The 18,748-nt window shown below is 68.4% G+C and carries 25 protein-coding genes and 1 tRNA gene; 5 read left to right on the plus strand and 21 right to left on the minus strand.

Going from position 1 to position 18,748, the window contains the following annotated elements; all coding sequences use genetic code 11:
• The 10 genes from STRTUCAR8_RS47020 to STRTUCAR8_RS47060 all read right to left on the minus strand — a co-directional run.
• The coding region (locus tag STRTUCAR8_RS47020) for a hypothetical protein (protein ID WP_044474106.1) at nucleotides 1-276 on the minus strand (276 nt) is incomplete at its 3' end.
• A gap of 2 nt (nucleotides 277-278) precedes the next feature.
• The gene (locus tag STRTUCAR8_RS47025; RefSeq protein ID WP_052350956.1) at nucleotides 279-584 is read right to left on the minus strand and encodes a hypothetical protein; all 306 of its coding nucleotides are present in this window, start codon (nucleotides 582-584) and stop codon (nucleotides 279-281) included.
• A gap of 26 nt (nucleotides 585-610) precedes the next feature.
• A complete protein-coding gene (locus STRTUCAR8_RS47030) occupies nucleotides 611-1,195 on the minus strand; it encodes a hypothetical protein (protein ID WP_006383640.1) in 585 nt (194 codons plus the stop codon).
• Nucleotides 1,196-1,211: 16 nt separating this feature from the next.
• Nucleotides 1,212-1,703: a phage tail tube protein gene (locus tag STRTUCAR8_RS47035; RefSeq protein WP_006383642.1), complete on the minus strand. Its 492-nt coding sequence runs from the start codon at nucleotides 1,701-1,703 to the stop codon at nucleotides 1,212-1,214.
• A 146-nt stretch (nucleotides 1,704-1,849) separates the two neighbouring features.
• The gene (locus STRTUCAR8_RS47040) at nucleotides 1,850-2,287 is read right to left on the minus strand and encodes a hypothetical protein (protein WP_006383626.1); all 438 of its coding nucleotides are present in this window, start codon (nucleotides 2,285-2,287) and stop codon (nucleotides 1,850-1,852) included.
• Nucleotides 2,288-2,289: 2 nt separating this feature from the next.
• Complete coding sequence (locus STRTUCAR8_RS53670; protein ID WP_006383628.1) at nucleotides 2,290-2,493, minus strand: hypothetical protein; 204 nt, start codon at nucleotides 2,491-2,493, stop codon at nucleotides 2,290-2,292.
• Nucleotides 2,490-2,813, minus strand: a complete 324-nt coding sequence (locus STRTUCAR8_RS47045) for an HK97 gp10 family phage protein (protein ID WP_143666483.1) — start codon at nucleotides 2,811-2,813, stop codon at nucleotides 2,490-2,492. Before STRTUCAR8_RS47045 ends, STRTUCAR8_RS53670 begins: the two co-directional genes overlap by 4 nt.
• A gap of 105 nt (nucleotides 2,814-2,918) precedes the next feature.
• Nucleotides 2,919-3,353 (minus strand): hypothetical protein, encoded by a 435-nt coding sequence (locus tag STRTUCAR8_RS47050; RefSeq protein ID WP_143666484.1) that lies wholly within the window; start codon nucleotides 3,351-3,353, stop codon nucleotides 2,919-2,921.
• A gap of 106 nt (nucleotides 3,354-3,459) precedes the next feature.
• Nucleotides 3,460-3,882 carry a DUF6093 family protein gene (locus STRTUCAR8_RS47055; protein ID WP_006383604.1) on the minus strand — a complete coding sequence of 141 codons (423 nt, stop codon included), beginning with the start codon at nucleotides 3,880-3,882 and terminating at the stop codon, nucleotides 3,460-3,462.
• On the minus strand, nucleotides 3,879-4,316 hold the full coding sequence (locus STRTUCAR8_RS47060; protein WP_158697509.1) for a DUF6093 family protein: 438 nt from the start codon (nucleotides 4,314-4,316) through the stop codon (nucleotides 3,879-3,881). Before STRTUCAR8_RS47060 ends, STRTUCAR8_RS47055 begins: the two co-directional genes overlap by 4 nt.
• A 221-nt stretch (nucleotides 4,317-4,537) precedes the next feature.
• Between STRTUCAR8_RS47060 and STRTUCAR8_RS47065 the strand changes: the two genes are divergently transcribed.
• The 4 genes from STRTUCAR8_RS47065 to STRTUCAR8_RS47080 all read left to right on the plus strand — a co-directional run bounded on the left by STRTUCAR8_RS47065 (nucleotide 4,538) and on the right by STRTUCAR8_RS47080 (nucleotide 7,323).
• Nucleotides 4,538-4,729, plus strand: a complete 192-nt coding sequence (locus tag STRTUCAR8_RS47065) for a hypothetical protein (protein ID WP_006383648.1) — start codon at nucleotides 4,538-4,540, stop codon at nucleotides 4,727-4,729.
• Nucleotides 4,722-5,774 (plus strand): RNA polymerase sigma factor, encoded by a 1,053-nt coding sequence (locus tag STRTUCAR8_RS48615; protein ID WP_006383622.1) that lies wholly within the window; start codon nucleotides 4,722-4,724, stop codon nucleotides 5,772-5,774. The genes STRTUCAR8_RS47065 and STRTUCAR8_RS48615 overlap by 8 nt, the downstream gene beginning before the upstream one ends.
• A gap of 301 nt (nucleotides 5,775-6,075) precedes the next feature.
• The gene (locus tag STRTUCAR8_RS47075; protein ID WP_006383650.1) at nucleotides 6,076-6,468 is read left to right on the plus strand and encodes an HIT family protein; all 393 of its coding nucleotides are present in this window, start codon (nucleotides 6,076-6,078) and stop codon (nucleotides 6,466-6,468) included.
• A 279-nt stretch (nucleotides 6,469-6,747) separates the two neighbouring features.
• On the plus strand, nucleotides 6,748-7,323 hold the full coding sequence (locus STRTUCAR8_RS47080; RefSeq protein WP_143666486.1) for a hypothetical protein: 576 nt from the start codon (nucleotides 6,748-6,750) through the stop codon (nucleotides 7,321-7,323).
• Between the two features lie 48 nt (nucleotides 7,324-7,371).
• Here the strand turns inward: STRTUCAR8_RS47080 and STRTUCAR8_RS47085 are convergent, their stop codons facing one another.
• The 11 genes from STRTUCAR8_RS47085 to STRTUCAR8_RS47135 all read right to left on the minus strand — a co-directional run bounded on the left by STRTUCAR8_RS47085 (nucleotide 7,372) and on the right by STRTUCAR8_RS47135 (nucleotide 16,727).
• Nucleotides 7,372-8,466, minus strand: coding sequence for a UDP-N-acetylglucosamine--N-acetylmuramyl-(pentapeptide) pyrophosphoryl-undecaprenol N-acetylglucosamine transferase (locus STRTUCAR8_RS47085; protein ID WP_006383630.1), 1,095 nt, complete (start codon nucleotides 8,464-8,466; stop codon nucleotides 7,372-7,374).
• 115 nt (nucleotides 8,467-8,581) lie between these two features.
• Nucleotides 8,582-8,657, minus strand: a tRNA-Ala gene (locus STRTUCAR8_RS47090).
• Between the two features lie 198 nt (nucleotides 8,658-8,855).
• The gene (locus tag STRTUCAR8_RS47095) at nucleotides 8,856-10,523 is read right to left on the minus strand and encodes a proline--tRNA ligase (RefSeq protein WP_006383631.1); all 1,668 of its coding nucleotides are present in this window, start codon (nucleotides 10,521-10,523) and stop codon (nucleotides 8,856-8,858) included.
• Nucleotides 10,520-11,626, minus strand: a complete 1,107-nt coding sequence (locus tag STRTUCAR8_RS47100; protein WP_006383615.1) for a glycosyltransferase family 4 protein — start codon at nucleotides 11,624-11,626, stop codon at nucleotides 10,520-10,522. The genes STRTUCAR8_RS47095 and STRTUCAR8_RS47100 overlap by 4 nt, the downstream gene beginning before the upstream one ends.
• Nucleotides 11,623-12,348, minus strand: coding sequence for a WbqC family protein (locus STRTUCAR8_RS47105; RefSeq protein WP_006383651.1), 726 nt, complete (start codon nucleotides 12,346-12,348; stop codon nucleotides 11,623-11,625). Before STRTUCAR8_RS47105 ends, STRTUCAR8_RS47100 begins: the two co-directional genes overlap by 4 nt.
• Entirely contained in the window at nucleotides 12,345-13,070 is a 726-nt protein-coding gene (locus STRTUCAR8_RS47110; RefSeq protein ID WP_044474111.1) for a PIG-L deacetylase family protein, read from the minus strand. Before STRTUCAR8_RS47110 ends, STRTUCAR8_RS47105 begins: the two co-directional genes overlap by 4 nt.
• A gap of 5 nt (nucleotides 13,071-13,075) precedes the next feature.
• Nucleotides 13,076-13,600, minus strand: a complete 525-nt coding sequence (locus STRTUCAR8_RS47115) for a dCTP deaminase (RefSeq protein WP_006383606.1) — start codon at nucleotides 13,598-13,600, stop codon at nucleotides 13,076-13,078.
• The gene (locus STRTUCAR8_RS47120) at nucleotides 13,597-14,151 is read right to left on the minus strand and encodes a dCTP deaminase (RefSeq protein WP_006383601.1); all 555 of its coding nucleotides are present in this window, start codon (nucleotides 14,149-14,151) and stop codon (nucleotides 13,597-13,599) included. The genes STRTUCAR8_RS47115 and STRTUCAR8_RS47120 overlap by 4 nt, the downstream gene beginning before the upstream one ends.
• The gene (locus STRTUCAR8_RS47125; protein WP_100247810.1) at nucleotides 14,148-14,960 is read right to left on the minus strand and encodes a TauD/TfdA family dioxygenase; all 813 of its coding nucleotides are present in this window, start codon (nucleotides 14,958-14,960) and stop codon (nucleotides 14,148-14,150) included. Before STRTUCAR8_RS47125 ends, STRTUCAR8_RS47120 begins: the two co-directional genes overlap by 4 nt.
• Complete coding sequence (locus tag STRTUCAR8_RS47130; protein ID WP_006383657.1) at nucleotides 14,953-16,131, minus strand: metallophosphoesterase; 1,179 nt, start codon at nucleotides 16,129-16,131, stop codon at nucleotides 14,953-14,955. Before STRTUCAR8_RS47130 ends, STRTUCAR8_RS47125 begins: the two co-directional genes overlap by 8 nt.
• Nucleotides 16,119-16,727, minus strand: a complete 609-nt coding sequence (locus STRTUCAR8_RS47135) for an rRNA adenine N-6-methyltransferase family protein (RefSeq protein WP_006383637.1) — start codon at nucleotides 16,725-16,727, stop codon at nucleotides 16,119-16,121. The genes STRTUCAR8_RS47130 and STRTUCAR8_RS47135 overlap by 13 nt, the downstream gene beginning before the upstream one ends.
• A 241-nt stretch (nucleotides 16,728-16,968) precedes the next feature.
• Between STRTUCAR8_RS47135 and STRTUCAR8_RS47140 the strand changes: the two genes are divergently transcribed.
• Complete coding sequence (locus STRTUCAR8_RS47140) at nucleotides 16,969-18,297, plus strand: NsdA family TPR-like regulatory protein (protein ID WP_006383632.1); 1,329 nt, start codon at nucleotides 16,969-16,971, stop codon at nucleotides 18,295-18,297.
• Nucleotides 18,298-18,748 lie beyond the last annotated feature (451 nt).

The following is an 18,748-nucleotide window of genomic DNA, read 5'->3' on the forward strand; positions in this document are numbered from 1 at the left end:
GGCCACCGCTTGCGCGCGGGCGGCTATCTGCTGGGCCCGGGCGGCACGCTGCGCAGCCTGCGTGACCTGCGCCTGAGAACGCACCATCTGCGCCGAAGCCTCAGCTTGCGCACGAGCGAGCTGCCGGGTGGCGTTCTGGACCTGGTTCAACCGGTTGTTGACACCGCCGAGTTGCCCGTCGAACGCGCGGAGCTGGGTCGCTCCCGTGCGCAGACCACTCGTCAGGTTACCGAAGTTGGCCATCATGTTGACGTACAGGTTGTAGGCGCCGGCCACGGCTACGTGTCCTTCCGGGGCCGAAGCCCGATCTTCACCCCGCGCCCGTCCGGACCCTCCGGCACCTGGTCCCGCTCCATCTCGATCAGCTCGCACCCCGGGCAGCGCGTCGTCTCCGGGATGTAGGCGAACCGGTCCCCGCCGTGCGCCTCATCCCACTCACCGGCCCGGGTTCCGCAGCTGCCGCACACCGCGCGCGCGTACGCCAGCCACGCCAGGGCCTTCGCCCGGTCCAGGGCCGACCAGCGCCCCTCGCCGGCCCCCGTGAACTGGCTGTGCGGGATGCCGTACTGAGCGCACAGCTCCATCTCCGCCCGGAAGCCCGGATCATCCGTCAGCCTTTTCCCAGGTCGGCCCGCAGCGTCTGGTTGGGCAGGAGAGCGGCGGTGAACAGCGCCTTGGCTTCCGCATCGGACCACTCGTCAAGAAGCTCCTGCGCTTCGCTCTCCTCCATACCGTCCACCGAGCAAGCGGCGATCAACGCCGCGGGGAAACTCTCGACGTTGTACTCGTGCCCCATGTCCGCCTGGGCCTCGGTCGGCGGATGCTCACCCAGCAGGTCCGCCCACACCGGCCGGGGCAGAGCCCGGAAGACGAGCCGGATCGTCCCTTCCTCCAGCGCACTCTCAGCAGACTCCACCGCAGAGAGGGCAGCAAGCACGTTCGGGTGCACCTGGACCCACTGCTCCCGCGCCTCCTCCGCCACACCCTGCTCGATCGACTCCGCAGAGGCGGTGGTGCGGGCCTTGGCGAGTTGCAGCGCCGCTTCGCTGACGGCGGTCTTCAGCCGGGGATCGTCGACGAACGTCACCGGCCGCTGGGGCAGCTTCCGGGCCCTCAGCCGGGCCATCTTCGCCGACCAGTGCGCATCCCGCGCTACGGCCTGCGCGGGCGGTTCGTGTCTCGTGGTCGTGGTCATGTGGAATCCCCTCGGGTCAGGCCGCGGCCGGGATGGCGGCGTCGAGGGTGGGCTCGGCGGTGATGGCGAAGCTGACCTTGAACTTCGCGGGCTCCGCGCTCGCCGTGAAGGCAGCCGCACGGCTGCCGACCCGGACGGGGAAGATGTCCATGGACTTGCTGCCTGGGATGTCGCCCTTGCGGAAGATGACGACGTACCCCTCCACGCCCTTGGACAGGAGAGACTCCAGCGTGTCGTCGACCTTGTCCTCGTAGAAGGTCAGCGAGCTGTTGTCGGCCTTGTCCTCGCCCGGGATGTTCGACGTGAACTCGCTCGCCATGTCCGGGGTATCGATCGCGGTGTTCTCCAGCGCCCAGCCCTCGATGTCGCTGATGGCCGCTGACAGCTCGGTGGCGTTGGGACTGACCAGCTCTGGCCGCACGGGGACGTTGTCGTCCGCCCTGACGGCCTTGAGGAAAAGGAACTTCGTGACGCCGCGGCGCATGTACCGCTGCTGCGTAATGGCCACTGATTCTCGCTCTCCGGGAACAAGCCTCAGGAGCGTGCACCGGAGGCCCGTCCCCCACAACTCGCATGACGCGAAAGAGGGATACGGCCCGTACCGGTATGGCCGGGCGTCCGCGACAGGGCCTCCGCGGTGAGGTGGCCGATACGTCAGGACCCGAGAGTGGTCACCGTAAGGACGTACCGCTGTACATAACTGTATACGCCACCGCTGACCGTGACGCCTTCCTCCTTGTCCAGCTCCCTGCCGATCACCGCGCACCCGGCGATGGCGATCGCCGTGACGAACTCGCCCTTGGCCGTGCGCCCGAGAACCGCGGCGCGGACCTTGTCAGCCATCCACTCCGCCTGCTCCGCCGTGGAGGCGACACAGGTGACCTGGAACAGGACCCGCGCGTCCGCGTCGGCGTCACCGTATGCCGGACCGGAGGTGGTGATGCCCAGCGGGTACAGCACGCTGTACGGGATGACCGCGCCCGTAGGCGTACTGGATGCGGTCGGCGCAGTGCCGTATCCACATGATCGAGTCGTCGCGGTAGCGAGCATGGACTGCGCCGCCAACGACACAAGCCGTCCGGAGACGGGCATACCTATTCCTCCTCGTTTCCGCCATTGCGACGGCCAGCTGCCACGTCGGCTTCGATATCGAGCACGGCGAACCGAAGCATCCCCGCCCGGTCCCACACCACCTGGCCTGCTGGAGAAGGGCCGACCATCGATCCGAGTGCCCCGTCGTCGACGCCCTCGACGACCGCGTGATGCAGATATGGGCTGAACCTGCCGCCGCCGCTCATGGCCCGTCGCCGATCGTCTCGCCGAGCGTCGCCACGAACAGCGGGCGAATCTCCTCCACGGCCGGGCCGACATGGGGGAACGGCGGCTGGTTGTAGACCCTCCCCAGCGAGTCCGGACCCACGAAGCCGAACTCCAGCCTTCTCGCCTGAGGTTTGTTGGTGCCCACCACGGCCGTGACGGACACGCCGTCCGACGACACCTCATGCGTCCACGACCGACGGTAGTCACCGGTCGGCGCATTCGGGCCCGGCCTCCCGCTCGCCTTGGCCTTGATACGCGTCTCCAGCAGCATCGCGTAGTGACGGACCACCCCAGTCACCCCAGGCAGAGTGCCCAGGGCGCGGGCGTCCAACTGGACCGCGATCACAGCAGCGTTGGAAGACGCGCCAGCCGTCCGGCGGGCAGGAGGCACGGAAGCCACCGGCTACTCCTCGTACGTCGAAGGCTCGTTGGCGTCCTGCCACTGGCCGAGTGCCCATTCCCTGAGCTGGGCGAGCATGACCCTGATGAGCTCGTGCGGACCGCCGTCCATCAGATCGTGCCGGGCCAACGACGCCTTCTCCAGCTGACCGGCATCGATTGCCTCCAGGAACGCGGCGGCAGCCGGCCCGGGATCCGGCGGCTCACCGACCACCACACGGGCCATCCCGTCAAACACGGTGCCCCCGGCAGCATGTGCCGCCAGCCACACGACAACCTCGGGCACCTCACTGGCCCTCTGGCTGATCGTGTAAGCGGCCACCTGCCGCGAGACATCGTGCCCTTCGAGCTCCACCACGGCGCCACGCCCGGAAGCAGTGACCTTCACAGGACGCAGACCCGAGCCCGACACGGGCTTCTCCTTATCCAATAACGTCATCCACTCAACGTACGGCCTGTGCCGGACAGCCTGCTTTCCCCTCCTCCGAGCGCCGCCCGCCTCGACTCATCGCTCACGGGAGGCTCTCAGTACCGACCGATCCCGATCACGGCGGAGTGATCTCGTCCAGGCGGGTAACCCTCGCGATCTCCACCGTCGAGGCCTCTGACGGATCAAGGACCTGCCACACCCGCCCCAGAGTCGCCGCATGCTCCGCCGCAGCCTCGACAACCTCCACCCGGTCATAGCGGGACGGCACGGAGGCGGAGATCGGAGTGAGGAGCCGGTACCAGGACACCGTGTCGTCCAGCCACTCACGCCCCAGAACATGCTGTGCGGTGACCTGGCCGTGCCCGGACAGCACCGCGCCGCGACCTTCATAGACGAGAACCGAGGGCACCGGGCCGAGCAGTCCTGTCTCCGCGTCCAGATCAGCGGTACCAGTCGGTCGGGTGATGCGCACGGTGTCGACCAGCACCTCGGCCTCCAGGCGTTGCCGCTCCGTCTCCGTGTCGATGGGCGCACTCACGACGTGCCGCCGCTCGTCTGCGTGTCCTGGTCCAACCAGGTCGTACGCACGACGGCAAGCGTGGAAGTCTCGCCGATATCGAGGACTCGCCAAGTGCGGCCGACGGCAGCCGGATCGGCGGCGGCCGTAATCGTCACCGTGTCTTCGCGGGAGGCAACCGGAGCGGCAAGCGGAGTGAGCAACTTGTACCGGGACTTGGAGTCGTCCACGTATGCCTGTCCTTCCAGATGCAGCACGATGCCCGGCCCGCCCTCAGGGAACACCCCGCCCCGCCCCTCGTACACCGTGACAGGCGGACCCGGCTCGTACACGCCGGTGTCCGGGTTGAACACCGGCTCACCCGGCCGGGAGATCTCACGTGTCGTGAGGATCTTTCTCTCCACGATCGCGCTGACGGCCCCCAGCGTCAGCCCTTCATTCACAGAAACGCTCATGTGTTCGATCCTACGGAGTGTCGCGGACAGCCTCCGTCGTGACGCAGCCCATGTCCATGCACTGCTGGGCCTGGGTCGCTTCGGCGCCGCCTTTACCGGGCGGAAGCCGAAAATTCCTGGAAGCGGTGTCAAGAGAATCGCCGCCGAGGCGCTCCTCCTTGTCTGCACGGCCGTTGCTTCGACCGCGAGGCGCTGAAGGCCGCAGACTAAGGGAGGTACCGGTGGAGGTCACCGGCGTCATGCTGTTGTTGATCGTGTTACTCGCTCCCGGCTTTAAGAACCTGCTAAAGAGCGTGGCCTACCGGATCAGAGCCGCCGGCAAGGCAGACGTCATCCGCGCCAAGCGCGAGGTGGAGCAGAACCGGAGCAAGGGCAGCACGCGTTCCAAAACCAAGCGGAGGCGTCGTGGCTGACGAGCAGGCAGCGCGCGCCGAGACGCTTGACTCGCTGTGCGTACAGCACCGACACGCGATGGTGGGATACGCCCGCCGTCGGCTGTATGCCAGGGGCCTCACCCGGATCGACCCCGAGGACCTAGTGCATGAAGTCATCGCCCGAGTACTGGCCACCCCCAGCAAGATCACCCACCCGCGCGCATACCTGTACGCGGTGCTGCGGTACGAGCTGACAAACGCGGCCCGGCGCTACTACGACGAGCACCTTGACGAGGCAGTCGCCGGGTCCGTAGAGACGATGGCGGCAATTTCAGTCCGGGACTTCAGCGACGAGACGGTGGCACGCATCGACCTGCACGCGGCCCTAAGGAAGCTCCCACCGCAGCAGCGCCGGGCAGTGTGGCTGAACAAAGCGGTCGGCCGCACCCAACAGGAGACCGCCCAGGACCTGGGCAAGAGCCCGGGGACCGTGGCCACCCATGTCGCACGGGCCATGTCGTTCCTGAAGACCGCTTCCCTCGCCATAGGCATTTGGACGATCGGCGGGATCACGGCCTGGATCTATTCGGCGCTGCAGCGGATCGGTGTCTCCAGCGGAGGCGACCCGTCGCACGCCCCGGTGCCACCCGCCTCCCGCGACTGGCTGCTGGCCATGATGCTCGTGTCAGGCGTTCTGATCTCAGCCTTCGCCGCTGCATACGGGGTGCGCCGCCTCTGGCGTCTGCGTCCTTGGCTCGCCCGCCAGGCTGCCGCGATTCGAACACGTCGCCGCCCCGACACTACTGCTCCGAGCATCGGGAGCGGCCCGTTCCAAAAGTACTACCAATGGGCGCGTCTCCGCAGGCGGAGCGCCGTCGTCGGCTCTGGGCAGAAGTCGTCAGGGAAGCCAGTCCCAGGAGACGCGAAGGAGAGTGCGCTCGATCCCGGTACGGCCACGTTGCGATGGTCATCCGACCAGGGATGGCTCGACGCCGGCGCCGCTCAGTTCATTGACATCAATAAGTCCCTCGCGGAGACCTACGAGGACGTCGCCCGTGCAGGGGAGCAGCGAAATAGCAGCTGACGCTCGCCGCTCGGTTGCAGAGCCTCGCCGCCGTGGCAGATCCACCGGCTGACTCGGGAGCGGTCGACGGCGATGCTGCGCTGCCCTGATGTGCATGTCGGCGCGCTCGACTATCGCGGCCGATGGTCGCTGCACTCGCGTGTCCCCCTTGTAGAGCTTCGCACGCGGAAGGAGTCACGCGGTATTCCCTTCCTCGATGCGGAGTTCGGGGACGGAAGGTGTGGGTGTGCGGCAGGTGTGCTGTGTGGCCGGACGGTAATCTTGCGCCTAGATCACCGACAGACACGGAAAGTGACGAACTGTGACCACTGCTGTTGCGGCCCCCGCGAAGGTCTCGGACTTCTACTGCCACCAGGCCATCCCCGGCCTCGTGGAGATCGAGCGGGTGGTGGAGACGGACCGGGTGCTGGCGTTTCACCACACCAAGCCGTCACATCCGGTGCACATCGTGGTGGTGCCCAAGGAGCACATTCCGTCGCTTGTGGACCTGGGGGACGGCGGCCCGGAGCTGCTGGCGGAGGTCATGAGCGTCGTGGCCAAGGTGGCGGACCAGGTACGTGAGAAGCACGGCGCTGCCTCAGTGACCACCAACGTCGGCCTGTACCAGGAGTCCAAGCACCTGCACTGGCACGTCTACCACCGCGGCGAGACCGACGAGCAGATCCGCGAGATGTACGGCCATGGTGACAACTGACGCCTAGCGAACATAAATCTTGTCGTTGATGATCACCTAGACGGCAGTTTTGAGGCGCGCATTCCTGGCGCAGCCGGGTGTTCTCTCCCCGGACGACCTGGATCTCGAAGCGAAGCGAAGCCTTGCACCGGCACGAGCCGGCGTCCTGGGGCCATGCCGGTCGGCTGTCGGCGTTGTCGAGGCCTCGGGGTGAAGTCTTACGCGTCCCTCTCATGGCCGTCGGTCGGGCACCGATGATCGCGTGGCGGCGGAGGCCCGTAAACAGGCAGGATGCACTGCATGAACGAAGCGTGGGGGGCAGTTGTGGCGGCCGCGGCCGCTGGCGTGTTTGGTGTCGGCGGTGTCCTGGCCGGCATCTACGTAGGCCGCCGACAGACCACCGACCAGGCGCAGGTGGAGCACGAGCAGTGGTTGCGAGGGCAGCGCCGCGAGGCGTACATCGCCTTCCTCGCGGTGTTCGATACGGCGAACAAGCAGGTCGACGAAGTGACGGAGTCCATTGAGAAGTACCTGGACCCGGCCCAGTACGACGAGGGCAGGTTCGAAGAACAGCGGCGCGCCTTCTTCGAGGAAAAAGTGGGCGGTGCGTGGGAGATGCATTACGCCGCGTACGACGCTGTCCTGCTGCTCGGTCCGACTTCCGTTGCTGAGGCGGCTACCGCGATGCACGAGGCGATGGACCACTACTGCATCGCCGCCTCCATGGTCGGCTTCTCAGGGGCTTCCACCACGGAGGAAAAGGCTGCGGCGCGACGCGAACTGATGGGCTGGACTGGCCAGATCTGGGATCTCAGGGAGGCGTTCTTCACAAAGTCGCGGCAGGTCATCGCAACAGCTCCCCGCCCCGGCGTGTGACCTGCCTGCTGCTAGGCGGCCGCGCCGGGGATCTTAAGGTGGGGCGACCTAGCGAGCTCGGCGGCGCCGTGGCCGGGCGGACAGGGTCTCATCGGCGATGCGACTGGCCGCCTGGTGGATCACGGCGGGATCCGGCCTGCTGAAACTCGCGCGTGCGCCGGCCAAGTGAAGGCAGGCCTCGACGAGCGTGGCGCCGCCGGCCAGAGCGTCGTCGTCATGGATGACCCGGCAGCGTCCCCCGTGGCGACGCTCGTACGCCTCGGCGTTGACCAGCTGGTCACCGCGGCTGACGCTGGCTGGCAGCGGGATGAGAACGGCGCGCTTGCCGAGCGCCTCCAGCTCGGCCAGCGTCGTGGCCCCGGCCCTGCCGATGACCAGGTCGGCCAGCCATAGCGCGTCGGTCATCTCCTGGTGCAGGTACTCGAACTGCCAGTAGTCGGCGGTTCCGTGGAGGGACGGGTCGAGGTTGCCCTTGCCGCATACGTGGATTACCGCGAACCGGTCGCAGAGGTTGTTCAGTTGGCTGCGTACGGCGTCGTTGATGCGGGCGGATCCGCTGCTGCCGCAGAAGATCAGCAGGACTTCAGCGCCGGGCTTGATGCCGAGCTGGCTGCGCAGTCTGTCCGGGTTGCCCTCACCGAGGTCGTGCCGGAGGGGCAGGCCGGTGACGACCGTCTTCCGGGCGAGCCGGCGCGGCAGTTTGGTTCGGGCCGGTTCGGAGAGGCAGACGCGGGTCGCCATCCGGGCAAGGATCCGGTTGGCGAGTCCGAGGGAGTGGTCGGATTCGTGGATGACGACCGGAACGCGGCACAACCAGGCAGCGATGCCGACCGGGACGGTGACGTAGCCGCCCTTGCTGAACACGGCGTCGGGGCGCTCACGGCGCATGGCCTGCCAGGCGGCCCCGATCCCACGCAGGACAGTGAAAGGCATCCGCAAGTTGCTCCACGAACCGTAACGCTTCAGCCCGGCGGACGGCACCGAGCGGAAACGGATTTCGGCTTTTTCGGCGTACTCGTGTTCGATACTTCCGTCCCGCCCGAAGAACAAGAGTTCGTTGCCGCTCTGCGCGAGCTGGGCGGCGACGGAAAGAGCGGGAACGACGTGTCCGGCGCTGCCGCCGCCGGTGATCGCAATTTTCATCAATACCGTTTCCGGGTTCGCATGACCTTGTGTGTGGGAGGTCGATATTCCTTCAGCGGTACTCCGCACCCTGTCACGGTCGCTGACCTGGCCGGGCGCGGAGTATCGACTGAGCTGGTCGGGTCGGCCGGACTTGAACCAGGCTCCTCGGCAACGCTTTTGCCGTGCTCCACCACTTGAGCTACGACCCGTTCACTGTGGTGGGCATCACGCTAGGGGCCGCAGCATCCGCACGTCAACAGGATCGATGGAATGCCGGGGAATTTCTGCCATCGCCCACTCACGCGAATAGACGGCTTCTTATCTAAGTCTGGGCATGGCGAATAGCGTCGCCGTGACGGGTGTTTCGGCGACGCTATTCCAGTCCGGCTTGGCCGTTTCTCCTGGGGTTATCCGCGGGTGGCGAGCTGGGGAATGTGGCTGGATTGAGTGATGCTGATGCGCCCGGTCCAGCGGCTGATGACTTCGATCTCCTCGGCGGGGCGGTCGGGGGAGAGCACGGCGGCGTGCGGCAGACCCAGCAGGCGGGCGTAGCGGAGCTTTTCCCCGGCGGACAGGAGCCGGTCGTCGACGAAGAGGCTCAGCCCGCGGGAAGTGAGGTCCTGTACGAGCCGGTCGGTGCGCTCTTGCATCTCCGGTTGGTCCGAGCGCAGCACGGCGAGGTGGACGTCGGCCGGGCCGGTGCCGGGTTTCCAGCGCAGGCCCTGGTGGTCGCGGTGGAGGTCGGCGGCGGTCTGTATGCAGCGGGTGATGCCGATACCGGAGCAGGCCATCCAGGGGACGGCCTGGCGCCCGGTGTGGTCGGTGAAGGCGAGTTTCATCGGCTGGGAGTACTGGGTGCCGAGTTCGAAGACGTGGGCGACTTCGACGGCGCGGACGGCGCGGTAGGTCCCGGGGCACACGGTGCACCGGCTGCCGTCCGAGGCCTCGGCGAGGTCGCGTCCGCTTACTTTCAGGGCGCGAAGGTCCTTGTCCCCGTTCCAGGTCACGCCGCCTCGCAGTCCGTCGGCGCCGTCCGAGATGGAGAATTCGTCTAGGTCGGCGACGGAATGGTCGAACAGCAGGAGGGTGTCGTCGGGGCTGTCCGCGGCATCCCACGGGGTGAGGGTCCCGGCCTCTTTCCCGAGGATGCCCGGCAGGTCCTGCGGCTCGATGAGGGCGACCCGTGAGGCTCCGGTGGTGGCCGCGACCTTGCGGGCGCTGACCTTGAGGTCGGAGCGGACGGCCACGGCGGCCGGCTGGATGTCGCCGTCGGGGTGGGTGAGGACGAAGGCGATCACGTTGACGACGGGCGCGGGGGGTGGCGGTGCGGGCCGCGCGGGTGTAACGGCTCCGTCGCCGCGGTTGCCGCAGTGGTCGCAGGCCACGATGGTGCTCTGTCCGGCGTCGGACAGCACCAGGTGCTCGGTGCTGGGTCCGGCGGAGATGGCGCCGCCGTCGGCGGCGGCCCGGAAGACCCCGCTCAGCCCCATGCCGGTCAGGGCGGCTGTGCAGGCGTCGTTGAGGAAGTCCACCGATTCGCGCATCGCGTCGGCCGATGCGTCGAAGGTGTACGCGTCGGCCATGGTGAACTCGCGGCCGCGCATCAGCCCGCCGCGCGGGGAGAGTTCGTCGCGGAACTTGCTCGTGGACAAGGAGAGCCGCACGGGCAGATCCCGGAAGGAGCGCAGGTGCTCCCGGATGGTGGCAGTCGCGATCTCCTCCGAGGTCGGCGCGAGGCACATCTCCTCGCCGCTGGAGCTTCGCACTGTCAGCAGAGCGCCTTCGCGCTGATAGGCCTGCCACCGGCCGGTCTCCTCCCACAGTCGGCGGCTCTGCAGGGTGGGGGCGGCGAAGGTGAGCACGCCGTGCCTCTCGAACGCACTGCGGGTGATCGCCGACATCCGGTCGTGGACGCGTAAGCCCAGCGGCAGGAGGGTGTGGACGCCGGTGGCGCCGGTGCGGGCCACCAGACCCAGGTGGTAAAGCAGGTCGAGGGTGGCATCGGTGGCCTCGCCCGCCCCCCGACGGACCGGTGGCCACATCCGGCTGGCATACAGGGCAGTGGTGGGTGTCATCGGCGCCCCTCGATCGCGGTCTGGGACAGGCGGGTCATCTGTGCGGTGGTGTTGGCGATGTTGTGGCGGCGGGCGTTGGCCGTGGCCGCGCCGTGCAGGTCCTGGCGCAGTGCCTCGTCGGCGGCCACGCGGTCGATGAGCGCGGCGAGCGCCGGTGCGTCGCCGGGCCGGTAGGCCACACCGCCGTCGCCGAGCGTGTGGCCCAGTCCGGGCAGGTCGCCGTAGAGGATGGGCAGTCCGTGAGCCTGGGCTTCGACGGCGACCAGTCCGAAGGCCTCTAGCTGGCGGGTGGTGAACACCAGCGCGTCGAATCCGGGGAACCGCTGCCACAGTTCCTCGCGCGGCAGGAACGGCTCGAAGGTGACCTGATCGCCCAGGCCGAGCCGTTGGGTGCGCTCCTTGAGCAGCGGGAGTTCGCTGCCGCTGCCGATCACGGTGAGGTGGTGCGTGTCCTGGGTGAGGGCGATGGCTTGGATCGCGGTGATGGTGGACTTGTTGGCGTCCAGGCGGCCAGCGTGCAGAAGGTCCAGCCGGGGCCCGGGACGGGGCCTGGCGGTCGGCGCGGGTGGGAGCGGGAGGCCCCAGGGGATGGTCGTCAGCCGGTCGGTGTAGGCGTGGCGGGTGAGCCGGTCCACCTCGAAGCCCATGGCCGTGTTCGGGACGACCACCTTGGTGCTGGCCGCCACGATTTCGGTGAGGACCTTAAGGGCCTGCTCGCTTCCGGCGGCGGCGATGACGTCGGTGCCGTGTGCGACGGACACCACGGGGATGGTGCCGGCCGCGCGGGCGAACGCGAGCGCGAGTCCGAATCCGAGGTGCTGGGCGTGGATGAGGTCAGGTTGGTGCTCGCCGATCAGGTCTGCGACCTCGTCGGTCAGCTGGGCTGCGTAGGCGTCGAAGTCCGGGCCGTAGGGCTGTTTGTCGGCGGTGAGCAGGGCGGTCTCGGGGAAGTTGTGCTTCCACGTGCCGCTGCCGGGCAGGCCGAGGTACAGGACCCGGAAGTCGCCGGCGAGCCGCTGGTAGACGTCGCTGCACCAGATTGTCGACCCGCACGAGGGCTCCATCGGCAGGTCGATCCCGGTCACGATCAGCGGGCGCTTCATGCCGCACTCTCGGCATGCGGGAAGTAGGCGTCGAACGAGGTACGCAGCAGCGCGGCGGTGCCTGCCCACCCCAGGGCGCACACCGCGTCGATGACGGACAGGCCCGCCATGAACTCCTGGCGGGGCCATGCCTGGGCGTACTGCGGGTGCCGGTCGGCGAATTCGTTCCACCGAACCGACAGCCGGTGGCGTTCCAGCTCGCCGGTGTCGAGGTAGCCCCGGGTGCCGGAGCCAGCCCACAGGACCCGTTCCCCGGCGGCTGCGCAGATCTGGGCCAGACGCTCGGTCTTGCCGTCCACGGTGATCTTCATCTGGGAGGTGCGCAGCAGACGGGCCCGGGAACCGAGCGCGGTGGCGAGGCCGGTGATCAGATCGATGTTGAGGTCGGCCAGATACCTGTGGCCGGAAGTCAGCGCCGGGCGCAGCACGTTCAGGGCCTCGTCGATGTAGGCGGTGCGGGCGTAGGCAAGGCGGATCTGGCGCAGCAGCGTGTCGGGGTCGAAGGAGGGCGCGATCTGGGTGCCCTTGATGAGCTGGCCGCTCTGGCGGACGACGGGCACGGTCAGCCAGGCGACTCCGTCCGCGGTCTTGATGCGGTTTCGGTTCTGCCAACCGCCCTGGGTGTACTGCACGTCGTCGTAGAAGACGACCGTGTCGCAGCCGAGCAGGGCCTCGCAGAACCCCAACCACGGGGCGAAGGGCGGCTGTTCGATGTAGATCAAGGTCCGGAGTCCTCTCGCGAGGGAGCGAAGGTGAGGGTGAGCAGGGTCGTCTCGAAGGCCTCGAAGGCGCGCCCCGCGGTCGCGGCCGCAGGGCGCAGGGACCATCCGGCTTGGGCGGCGCGGTGGCGGGTGTACTCCTCGCTCAGGTACCACCGGCCGCCCTGGCTGTGGTGCGCGTAAAGGGCGCGGACCTTGTCGTCGACGACGTCGGTGACGTCGACGAGGACGGTCGGGCTGAAGTCGGAGCGGGGGGCGTGGGGTTCGCCGTGGAGCACGGTGTGGCACGTCGGCACGCGTGTGGCGGCGTTCGCGGCGGACGCGGCGACCGCCAGGTGGTCCTGGTGGTCGTTGGCCGCTCGCGGGCTGTGGGTGATGAGCAGCGTGCACCCAAGGTGCTTCAGCTCGGTCTCCACCAGGGAGATCAGGTGGAGGTCGGCCGTCAGCGCGCCGTCGGTCAGGTGGAGGAAGACCACGTCGATGCCGGTGTTGTTCCAGGCGGCGGTGACCTCCTTCTCCCGCTCGTCCTCGGTGAGTTGACGGCCGGCGTCGGCGTCGGCGACCGATACGCCGTTTACGCCGTGGGTGACGACGACGACCGACACGACTGCACCGGCCTGGCGGGCCTTGCGCAGCGTGCCGTAGCACAGCAGTTCGGCGTCGTCCGGGTGGGCGACCACGGCGACCACCCGTTCCTCCGGGCCGCTTGTGGATGTGGGGGACATGGGCGTCACCGGGTTTCGAAATCGCGGTGGACCAGTGACGGGCGCGGCCCCTGGGATCCCTGGTATTTCCCGTCGTAGAGGATGATCTCTCCCTGTGGAACCCAGAAGGTGACCTGTCCGATGAGCAGTCCGGGGTAGATCTTTACGCGCTGCACGGCGTGCAGTTGCAGGGTGAGCTGCCCGTGGGAGCCGATGTCGATGAGGTCGGCGGTGCAGTGCACGAACAGGCCCAGGCGCGCGATCGAGGAGCGGGCGCGGATGATCGGCACGTAGGAGTCGCTGCCGATCTCCTCTCGGGTGGCGGCCAGGTAGATGCGGTCGGATTCCAACACCATGCCCTCGCCGGGGATGGTGTGCGCCTCGAACGGGTTCTCGCGGGCGCAGTCGAGGACCTCGCTGGAGTACCAGCCGATGCGCTCGCCCAGGTGGAAGTTGTAGGAGTTCGGCTGGATCAGCCCGGAGTCGAAGGGGCTGATGCGAATGGCCTCGGTCTTGACCTGTGCCTCGATCTCGGGACCGGTGAGGATCACGCCGCCACTCCCTGCCGCAGGGGTGCCGCACCGAGGCCGGCGGCCACGGATGGCGAGCACGGGGCGGGCTCGCTGATGTGGGCGTAGTGCCCGGTGTAGGGCAGGCGGTCGCCGACCGGCGCCCAGAAGCTGACTTGCCCGATCCGCATCTGCGGGTAGACCCGCAGCGGCTGGACGACCTTGATCTCCAGTGTCCAACGGTGGGCGGGGCCGAGCTGGCCGAGGTCCGCGGAGATCTGCAGGAACATGCCCAGCCGACCGAGCGAGGACCGGCCGATCAGGCTCGTCACGAACTCGGCGCTGCCGAGGGTTTCCACGGTCGCGCCCAGGTACACGACGCCCGGGCGCAGGACGTACCCCTCGTCGGGCAGCTCGATCGAGACCGTCTCAGCCGAGCACGTCGGGTCGGCCGGATTGCTGGTGACCTGCTTCAGTGTCCTGCCGAGGCGGTAGTTGTAGCTGTTCGGGTTCAGCAGATCTACGTCGAACGGGGTGATGGTGATCTGCCCGGCCTCGACCGACGCCCGGATCGCGGGGCCCGTGAGGATCATCGTGTCCCTCCGATCGCTCCAGCGCCGACGTAGGTCTGCCGCAGCAGCCGCCGCTCGTCGGCGCCATAGCAGTCCTGGCCTTCGCCGAGCGGCATCCGGCCGTGCGCGTAGCGGTGCTGGTCGAAGACAAGCAAGTCGCCCGGCATCAGACGGATGGCGGAGCGGCAGGCGACGACGGCGTTGACGAACCGGCCGAACGCCGCGGCGGTCGCCTGGAGATCCTCGGCGTCGAGGAGTTCGCCGCGTTCGAGGTGCGGGTGCGCCTTGGCGGTGAACCGGATCGGCGCACTGCCGTCGATGTGCTCCGGCAGGACGGAAAAACGCTCCATGCTCGCGCCGACGCCATGCACGTCCCTGTCAGCGAAGTACGAGAAGACCGGCCGGGCCAGGAGCGTGCGGTCGCTGTCCGAGAGCCGGTCGGCAGCATGCCAGAGATCGGCCAGCGCCGACGCTCCGCCGCCCAACGGGTCAGCGCGGACGCAGTACAGGGCGATGTAGCGGGGCAGACGGTCACGGTCGACCAGGTCGACGTGCAGCCGGTTCTCCCCGACACCGTGCGTGCGCCCGGGGTCGGCGGCCATGCTGACCGCCAGGTCGCTCCAGCAGCCGTCGCCCGGGTACACGGACAGGACGGGTCCGAGGCTGGAGAGCAGGCTCAGGCCGAGTTCCAAGTTCAGCGTGTGGTCCTGTCCATCGAACTGGACCAGGGCTCGGCCACTGCCCGGGCCGGTGACGGCGTCGGCAAGCTGGCCGGGTGCGTGCGGGCCGTGGGTCAGGTCGCGGCCCTTCAGGGTCAGCACATCACTCATGAGGACTCCGAACGAGATCGGTGAGGGTGTCGCGCAGGGTGCGCGGGGGATGGACGCGGCGTGCGGGCAAGCCGAGGCGGTCGGCGACGTAGCCGGTGGTCGCGACCTGGCCCGGGCCTGCAGCAGAGTCGGAGGTGGCGACGACGAGTTCCTCGCCGACTGCGTGAGCCCGGGCCGTCAGGACATCGGGCGGGATGACGGCGTCCAGGACGACGAGGTCACTGTCGAACGGGGCGCAGGCCATCAGGTCCTGGCGCGTCACGGTCTGCGGCAGGCCGCCGCGCAAGGTGTAGAGGTTGAGCACGAACGTCTGTGCTCCGAGGCTGCGGCGGGCCTGTTCGGTGAGGCGGCGCGCGACGTCGCGGCGGTCCGCCAGCGACGCGTCCAGGGTGCCGAGCAGCTCGTTGCCCCACGTCCCGTACGCGTCCAGGTCGGCTTCCAGGCCGTCGCCGGACGACGCGCAGGGCGGACAGGTCTCCTGGGCGACGCGGTGGCAGCCGGTCGCATCGAGGGCCAGGCGCAGCAGACCCGCTCCGCCCGCCGGCGGCTTCGCGACGTGACGGTCGGCTGCCGTCCAGTGCGACCACGGCGAGTGACAGTGGGCGGCCACAACCACAGGCAGCGGCCAACCGGCCTCCTGGGCGGCGACATCAGCGAGGAAACCCGTGTGGCTGACCCCGATGACGATGTCGGCGCCCGCCTCCCGGAGCCGGGCCGCCTCCGCCCCAATCAGCTCCGCGGTCGGGTCGCAGTACGTGAAGTCGGCCCGCTCATGGTCGGGGATCGCCTCGAAGGCCTGCCGCCCCAGATAGCCAACGACGCCCAGACGGTGCGAGCCCCGCTGAAGCATCAGTCCGCTGACCCAGCGGCCCGCAAACGCGGCAGGCGGGCGGAGGTTGGCGCAGATCACGGGAGGGAAGCGATCGGGAGCCCGCAGCCGCATCAGATCGGGAAGATCGTGGTTGCCGGGCACGACCGCGTCGTACAGCTCCGACAGGAGTCGCTCCTCCACCCGTCCCTGCGAGAAGGTGTGGAAGGCGCTGCCGGAGAAGAAGTCCCCCGCATCGACGACGACCGCGCCGTTCGCCTTCGCCGACCGCACGGCAGCGAGCGCAGCACGGCCATCGGGGAGAGCGGAGTGGAAGCAGCCGGTGGCGATCACTTCGAGCACGGCCAGGTCCTCTCAATCGCCACCACGCGCAGGACCGACGGCGCCGGCGGGTAGAAGTCGCCCCGCGCGATGCCGTCGACCTCGGCGACCCGCAGACCGCCATCCCCGTCGGCCGCCAGCTGCTCGGCGCCGAGCGCCGGCATCACCACCAGGCCGCGCGTCAGCCGCGGCGAGCCGAACACGTGGCGCACCAGAGCGGCGGCCAGCTCCGGGGCGAACGGCATGATCGACACCAGCGTGCTGCCCGCCTCCAGGCCCTGATCGAGATCGACGTGGCGGACGTCGTCGATCGTGATCCGGGCCCGGTCGCCGAACTCGCCAAGCTGCTGCTCCAGTTGGGGCTGCAGCCGATGGTCCTTCTCCACCGCCCAGATGCGGTGGCCCGCCGCGGCGATCGTCGCGGAGAGCGTGCCCAGTCCTGCGCCGACCTCGAGGACTTGGCCTCCGTTCGGTATCTCCGCCCGCTCCAGGAGACGGCGAGCTGCTTCGGGCGACCTCAGGAAGTGCTGACCCAGGTCCGTGCGGACCTGGCGCCCGCTCGCCGCGAAGTCGTCGGCGAGGAGCGGGGCTGTGCGGAGGGGTGGTGACTGCTGCATCCCTGAATTCCCTTCACGATGCATGCACGCGACGCCGGTGACCGACGTACTGGTGATGGACGAGAGAAGTCCTCAGCCCGTGGGTGCTGGCTGAGACTGCCCTGGGGCCAGCTCCCAGTCGCCGGGGTGATCGAGTGTCGATCAACTGTGCTTGCAGCAGAAGGAGTTGACGGTCATCCCCCGGTAATCCCGGTTGGCTCGCGGCTACGCTCAGTGCAGGCACCGGTGATTGGATGACAGCGTGGCCGAGAAGACACACCCGCTGGCGCAGGCCCGGATCGCGCGCGGGCTGACAGGAGTTGATTTCGCCCGGGAGATCCGCCGTGCCGCCGAGCGCCGCGGCCTGAGATCGGGTGCGACCAAGCAACGCGTCTACAAGTGGGAGACAGAGGGCGTCACCCCCGATGCCGACTCCCAGACCTACATCGCCGAGGTATTCGGGGTACCTGTTGGAGCGGTGGATCCTCGCTCGTGGCCGAACTGGTTGCCGGGCGCCGGCGGCATGGTGATCCCCCTCGGTCCAGCCAGCCCGGTGCAAGCCCTCCGAGAGGCATTGCGAACGACCATGGAACGCTCTTCCCGCCGTACCTTCCTGACCGCGATCTCCGGCAGTGCTCTGGTCACACTGGCCAGCACCTGGGCGTCGACCGAAACCCAGGCCCTGACGACTGAGTCGGTGCACGGCACCAAAGCCGTCGGGGAGGAAGTGGTCGCCCTTCTCGAAGAGACCAGCGCCCTTCTGACCGTTCAGGCGACCGAGCAGCGCCAGCACACCGCACCCTTGATCGACACGCTCCTGACCACGGTCACGGACATCATCGAAGGCAGCCGCTACAACCGCCCGGTCCAGCTGCGCCTCCACGCACTCGCCGCGAACCTGAGCCAAACCGTGGGCTGGCATCGGTTCGACCACGGATTGCACGCCGAGGCCAGCCAGTACTGGATCGCCGGCCTGCACAGCGCCCACACCGGAAGCGACCGCGACATGGGCGCGGCGCTGCTGGGCGACCTCGCCTACCAGGCCTCCTGGCGAGACGATCCGCGCACGGCCTCCGGCATTCTCGAACGGGCCCTTTCCGGAACCCGGCACCCGGCTGCCCAGTCCCTGCTCCAACTCCGGCTCGCCCGGGCCCTGGCGGCACAAGGCGAGCGGCGCGCCACCTTGCGTGCTCTCGCCGCAGCCGAGCATCTCCTCGACGCCTCGTCCGGGGAACCTGTGCCAGCGTGGTGCGCGTGGATGTCCAGCGCGGATCTGGCCGTCGACTCGGGACAAGCTCTGCTGGACCTGGGCGACAGCCGCCGCGCCCACCAGCTCATCCGCGAGGGCCGAAAGCTGCTGCCGCCCAGCCGTGACAAGACCCGTGGCGTCTTCCGTGCCTACGAGGCCCGCAGTCACCTTGACTTGGGAGAGCCCGAACGCGCGGCCCAAGCCGCGCTGGAAGCACTCCAGGTCGCCCAGCGTATCGGTGCCCCGCGGTGCGTCAGCCTCGTGCGTGATCTCGTTCCGGCGTTCGAGGCGTACCCGCACGCTGAGGGAGTCACCGAATTGCTGGACCAAGTCGCCGCGTAACTCATCGGCAGAGACCGGCACGTTCGGACCGCACACAGGTCCGCGCAGCACCTGATGATGCGATCCGCTTTGAGGAAACGGTGCGACCTCTTCAAGAGCCGTAATCAAATCGGCAATTGTTGGATTCAGGAAGCGAAGCATGGCATCCAAGCTTCTTCAGCGGTCTGAGGGCGGACTTGAGAGTGCCTTCGGTGGTGCCGAGTTCCTCGGTGAGTGCCTTGGTGCCGGGGATTCTGCTGCCTTCTCGATAGGTGCCGTCCTTGATCCGCTACGTGATGGCGGAGCGGATGTGGGTCGATTGGGCTCTCGGTAGGGTCCAGGTCTGTATCAGCCCCGATCGCTTGCGCACCTCAATGTCGGCGACAGGTAGATCCGGCGGGTAGGGCATCGTGGTCCATGACCACAGTGCCGAGAGCGGAGTGCCAGCGCGGAGATCTGAACTGCCCTGCCC

It is taken from the genome of Streptomyces turgidiscabies Car8 (assembly GCF_000331005.1).
In the GTDB taxonomy this organism is placed as follows: domain Bacteria; phylum Actinomycetota; class Actinomycetes; order Streptomycetales; family Streptomycetaceae; genus Streptomyces; species Streptomyces turgidiscabies.

What these genes read in the sequence shown, in the direction of transcription:
- STRTUCAR8_RS47025 (WP_052350956.1), bottom strand. Translation starts at nt 584, where the DNA reads ATGGAGCTGTGCGCTCAGTACGGCATCCCGCACAGCCAGTTCACGGGG.
- STRTUCAR8_RS47030 (WP_006383640.1), bottom strand. Translation starts at nt 1,195, where the DNA reads ATGACCACGACCACGAGACACGAACCGCCCGCGCAGGCCGTAGCGCGG.
- STRTUCAR8_RS47040 (WP_006383626.1), bottom strand. Translation starts at nt 2,287, where the DNA reads ATGCCCGTCTCCGGACGGCTTGTGTCGTTGGCGGCGCAGTCCATGCTC.
- STRTUCAR8_RS53670 (WP_006383628.1), bottom strand. Translation starts at nt 2,493, where the DNA reads ATGAGCGGCGGCGGCAGGTTCAGCCCATATCTGCATCACGCGGTCGTC.
- STRTUCAR8_RS47050 (WP_143666484.1), bottom strand. Translation starts at nt 3,353, where the DNA reads ATGACGTTATTGGATAAGGAGAAGCCCGTGTCGGGCTCGGGTCTGCGT.
- STRTUCAR8_RS47060 (WP_158697509.1), bottom strand. Translation starts at nt 4,316, where the DNA reads ATGAGCGTTTCTGTGAATGAAGGGCTGACGCTGGGGGCCGTCAGCGCG.
- STRTUCAR8_RS47080 (WP_143666486.1), top strand. Translation starts at nt 6,748, where the DNA reads ATGAACGAAGCGTGGGGGGCAGTTGTGGCGGCCGCGGCCGCTGGCGTG.
- STRTUCAR8_RS47085 (WP_006383630.1), bottom strand. Translation starts at nt 8,466, where the DNA reads ATGAAAATTGCGATCACCGGCGGCGGCAGCGCCGGACACGTCGTTCCC.
- STRTUCAR8_RS47095 (WP_006383631.1), bottom strand. Translation starts at nt 10,523, where the DNA reads ATGACACCCACCACTGCCCTGTATGCCAGCCGGATGTGGCCACCGGTC.
- STRTUCAR8_RS47100 (WP_006383615.1), bottom strand. Translation starts at nt 11,626, where the DNA reads ATGAAGCGCCCGCTGATCGTGACCGGGATCGACCTGCCGATGGAGCCC.
- STRTUCAR8_RS47110 (WP_044474111.1), bottom strand. Translation starts at nt 13,070, where the DNA reads ATGTCCCCCACATCCACAAGCGGCCCGGAGGAACGGGTGGTCGCCGTG.
- STRTUCAR8_RS47120 (WP_006383601.1), bottom strand. Translation starts at nt 14,151, where the DNA reads ATGATCCTCACGGGCCCCGCGATCCGGGCGTCGGTCGAGGCCGGGCAG.
- STRTUCAR8_RS47125 (WP_100247810.1), bottom strand. Translation starts at nt 14,960, where the DNA reads ATGAGTGATGTGCTGACCCTGAAGGGCCGCGACCTGACCCACGGCCCG.
- STRTUCAR8_RS47135 (WP_006383637.1), bottom strand. Translation starts at nt 16,727, where the DNA reads ATGCAGCAGTCACCACCCCTCCGCACAGCCCCGCTCCTCGCCGACGAC.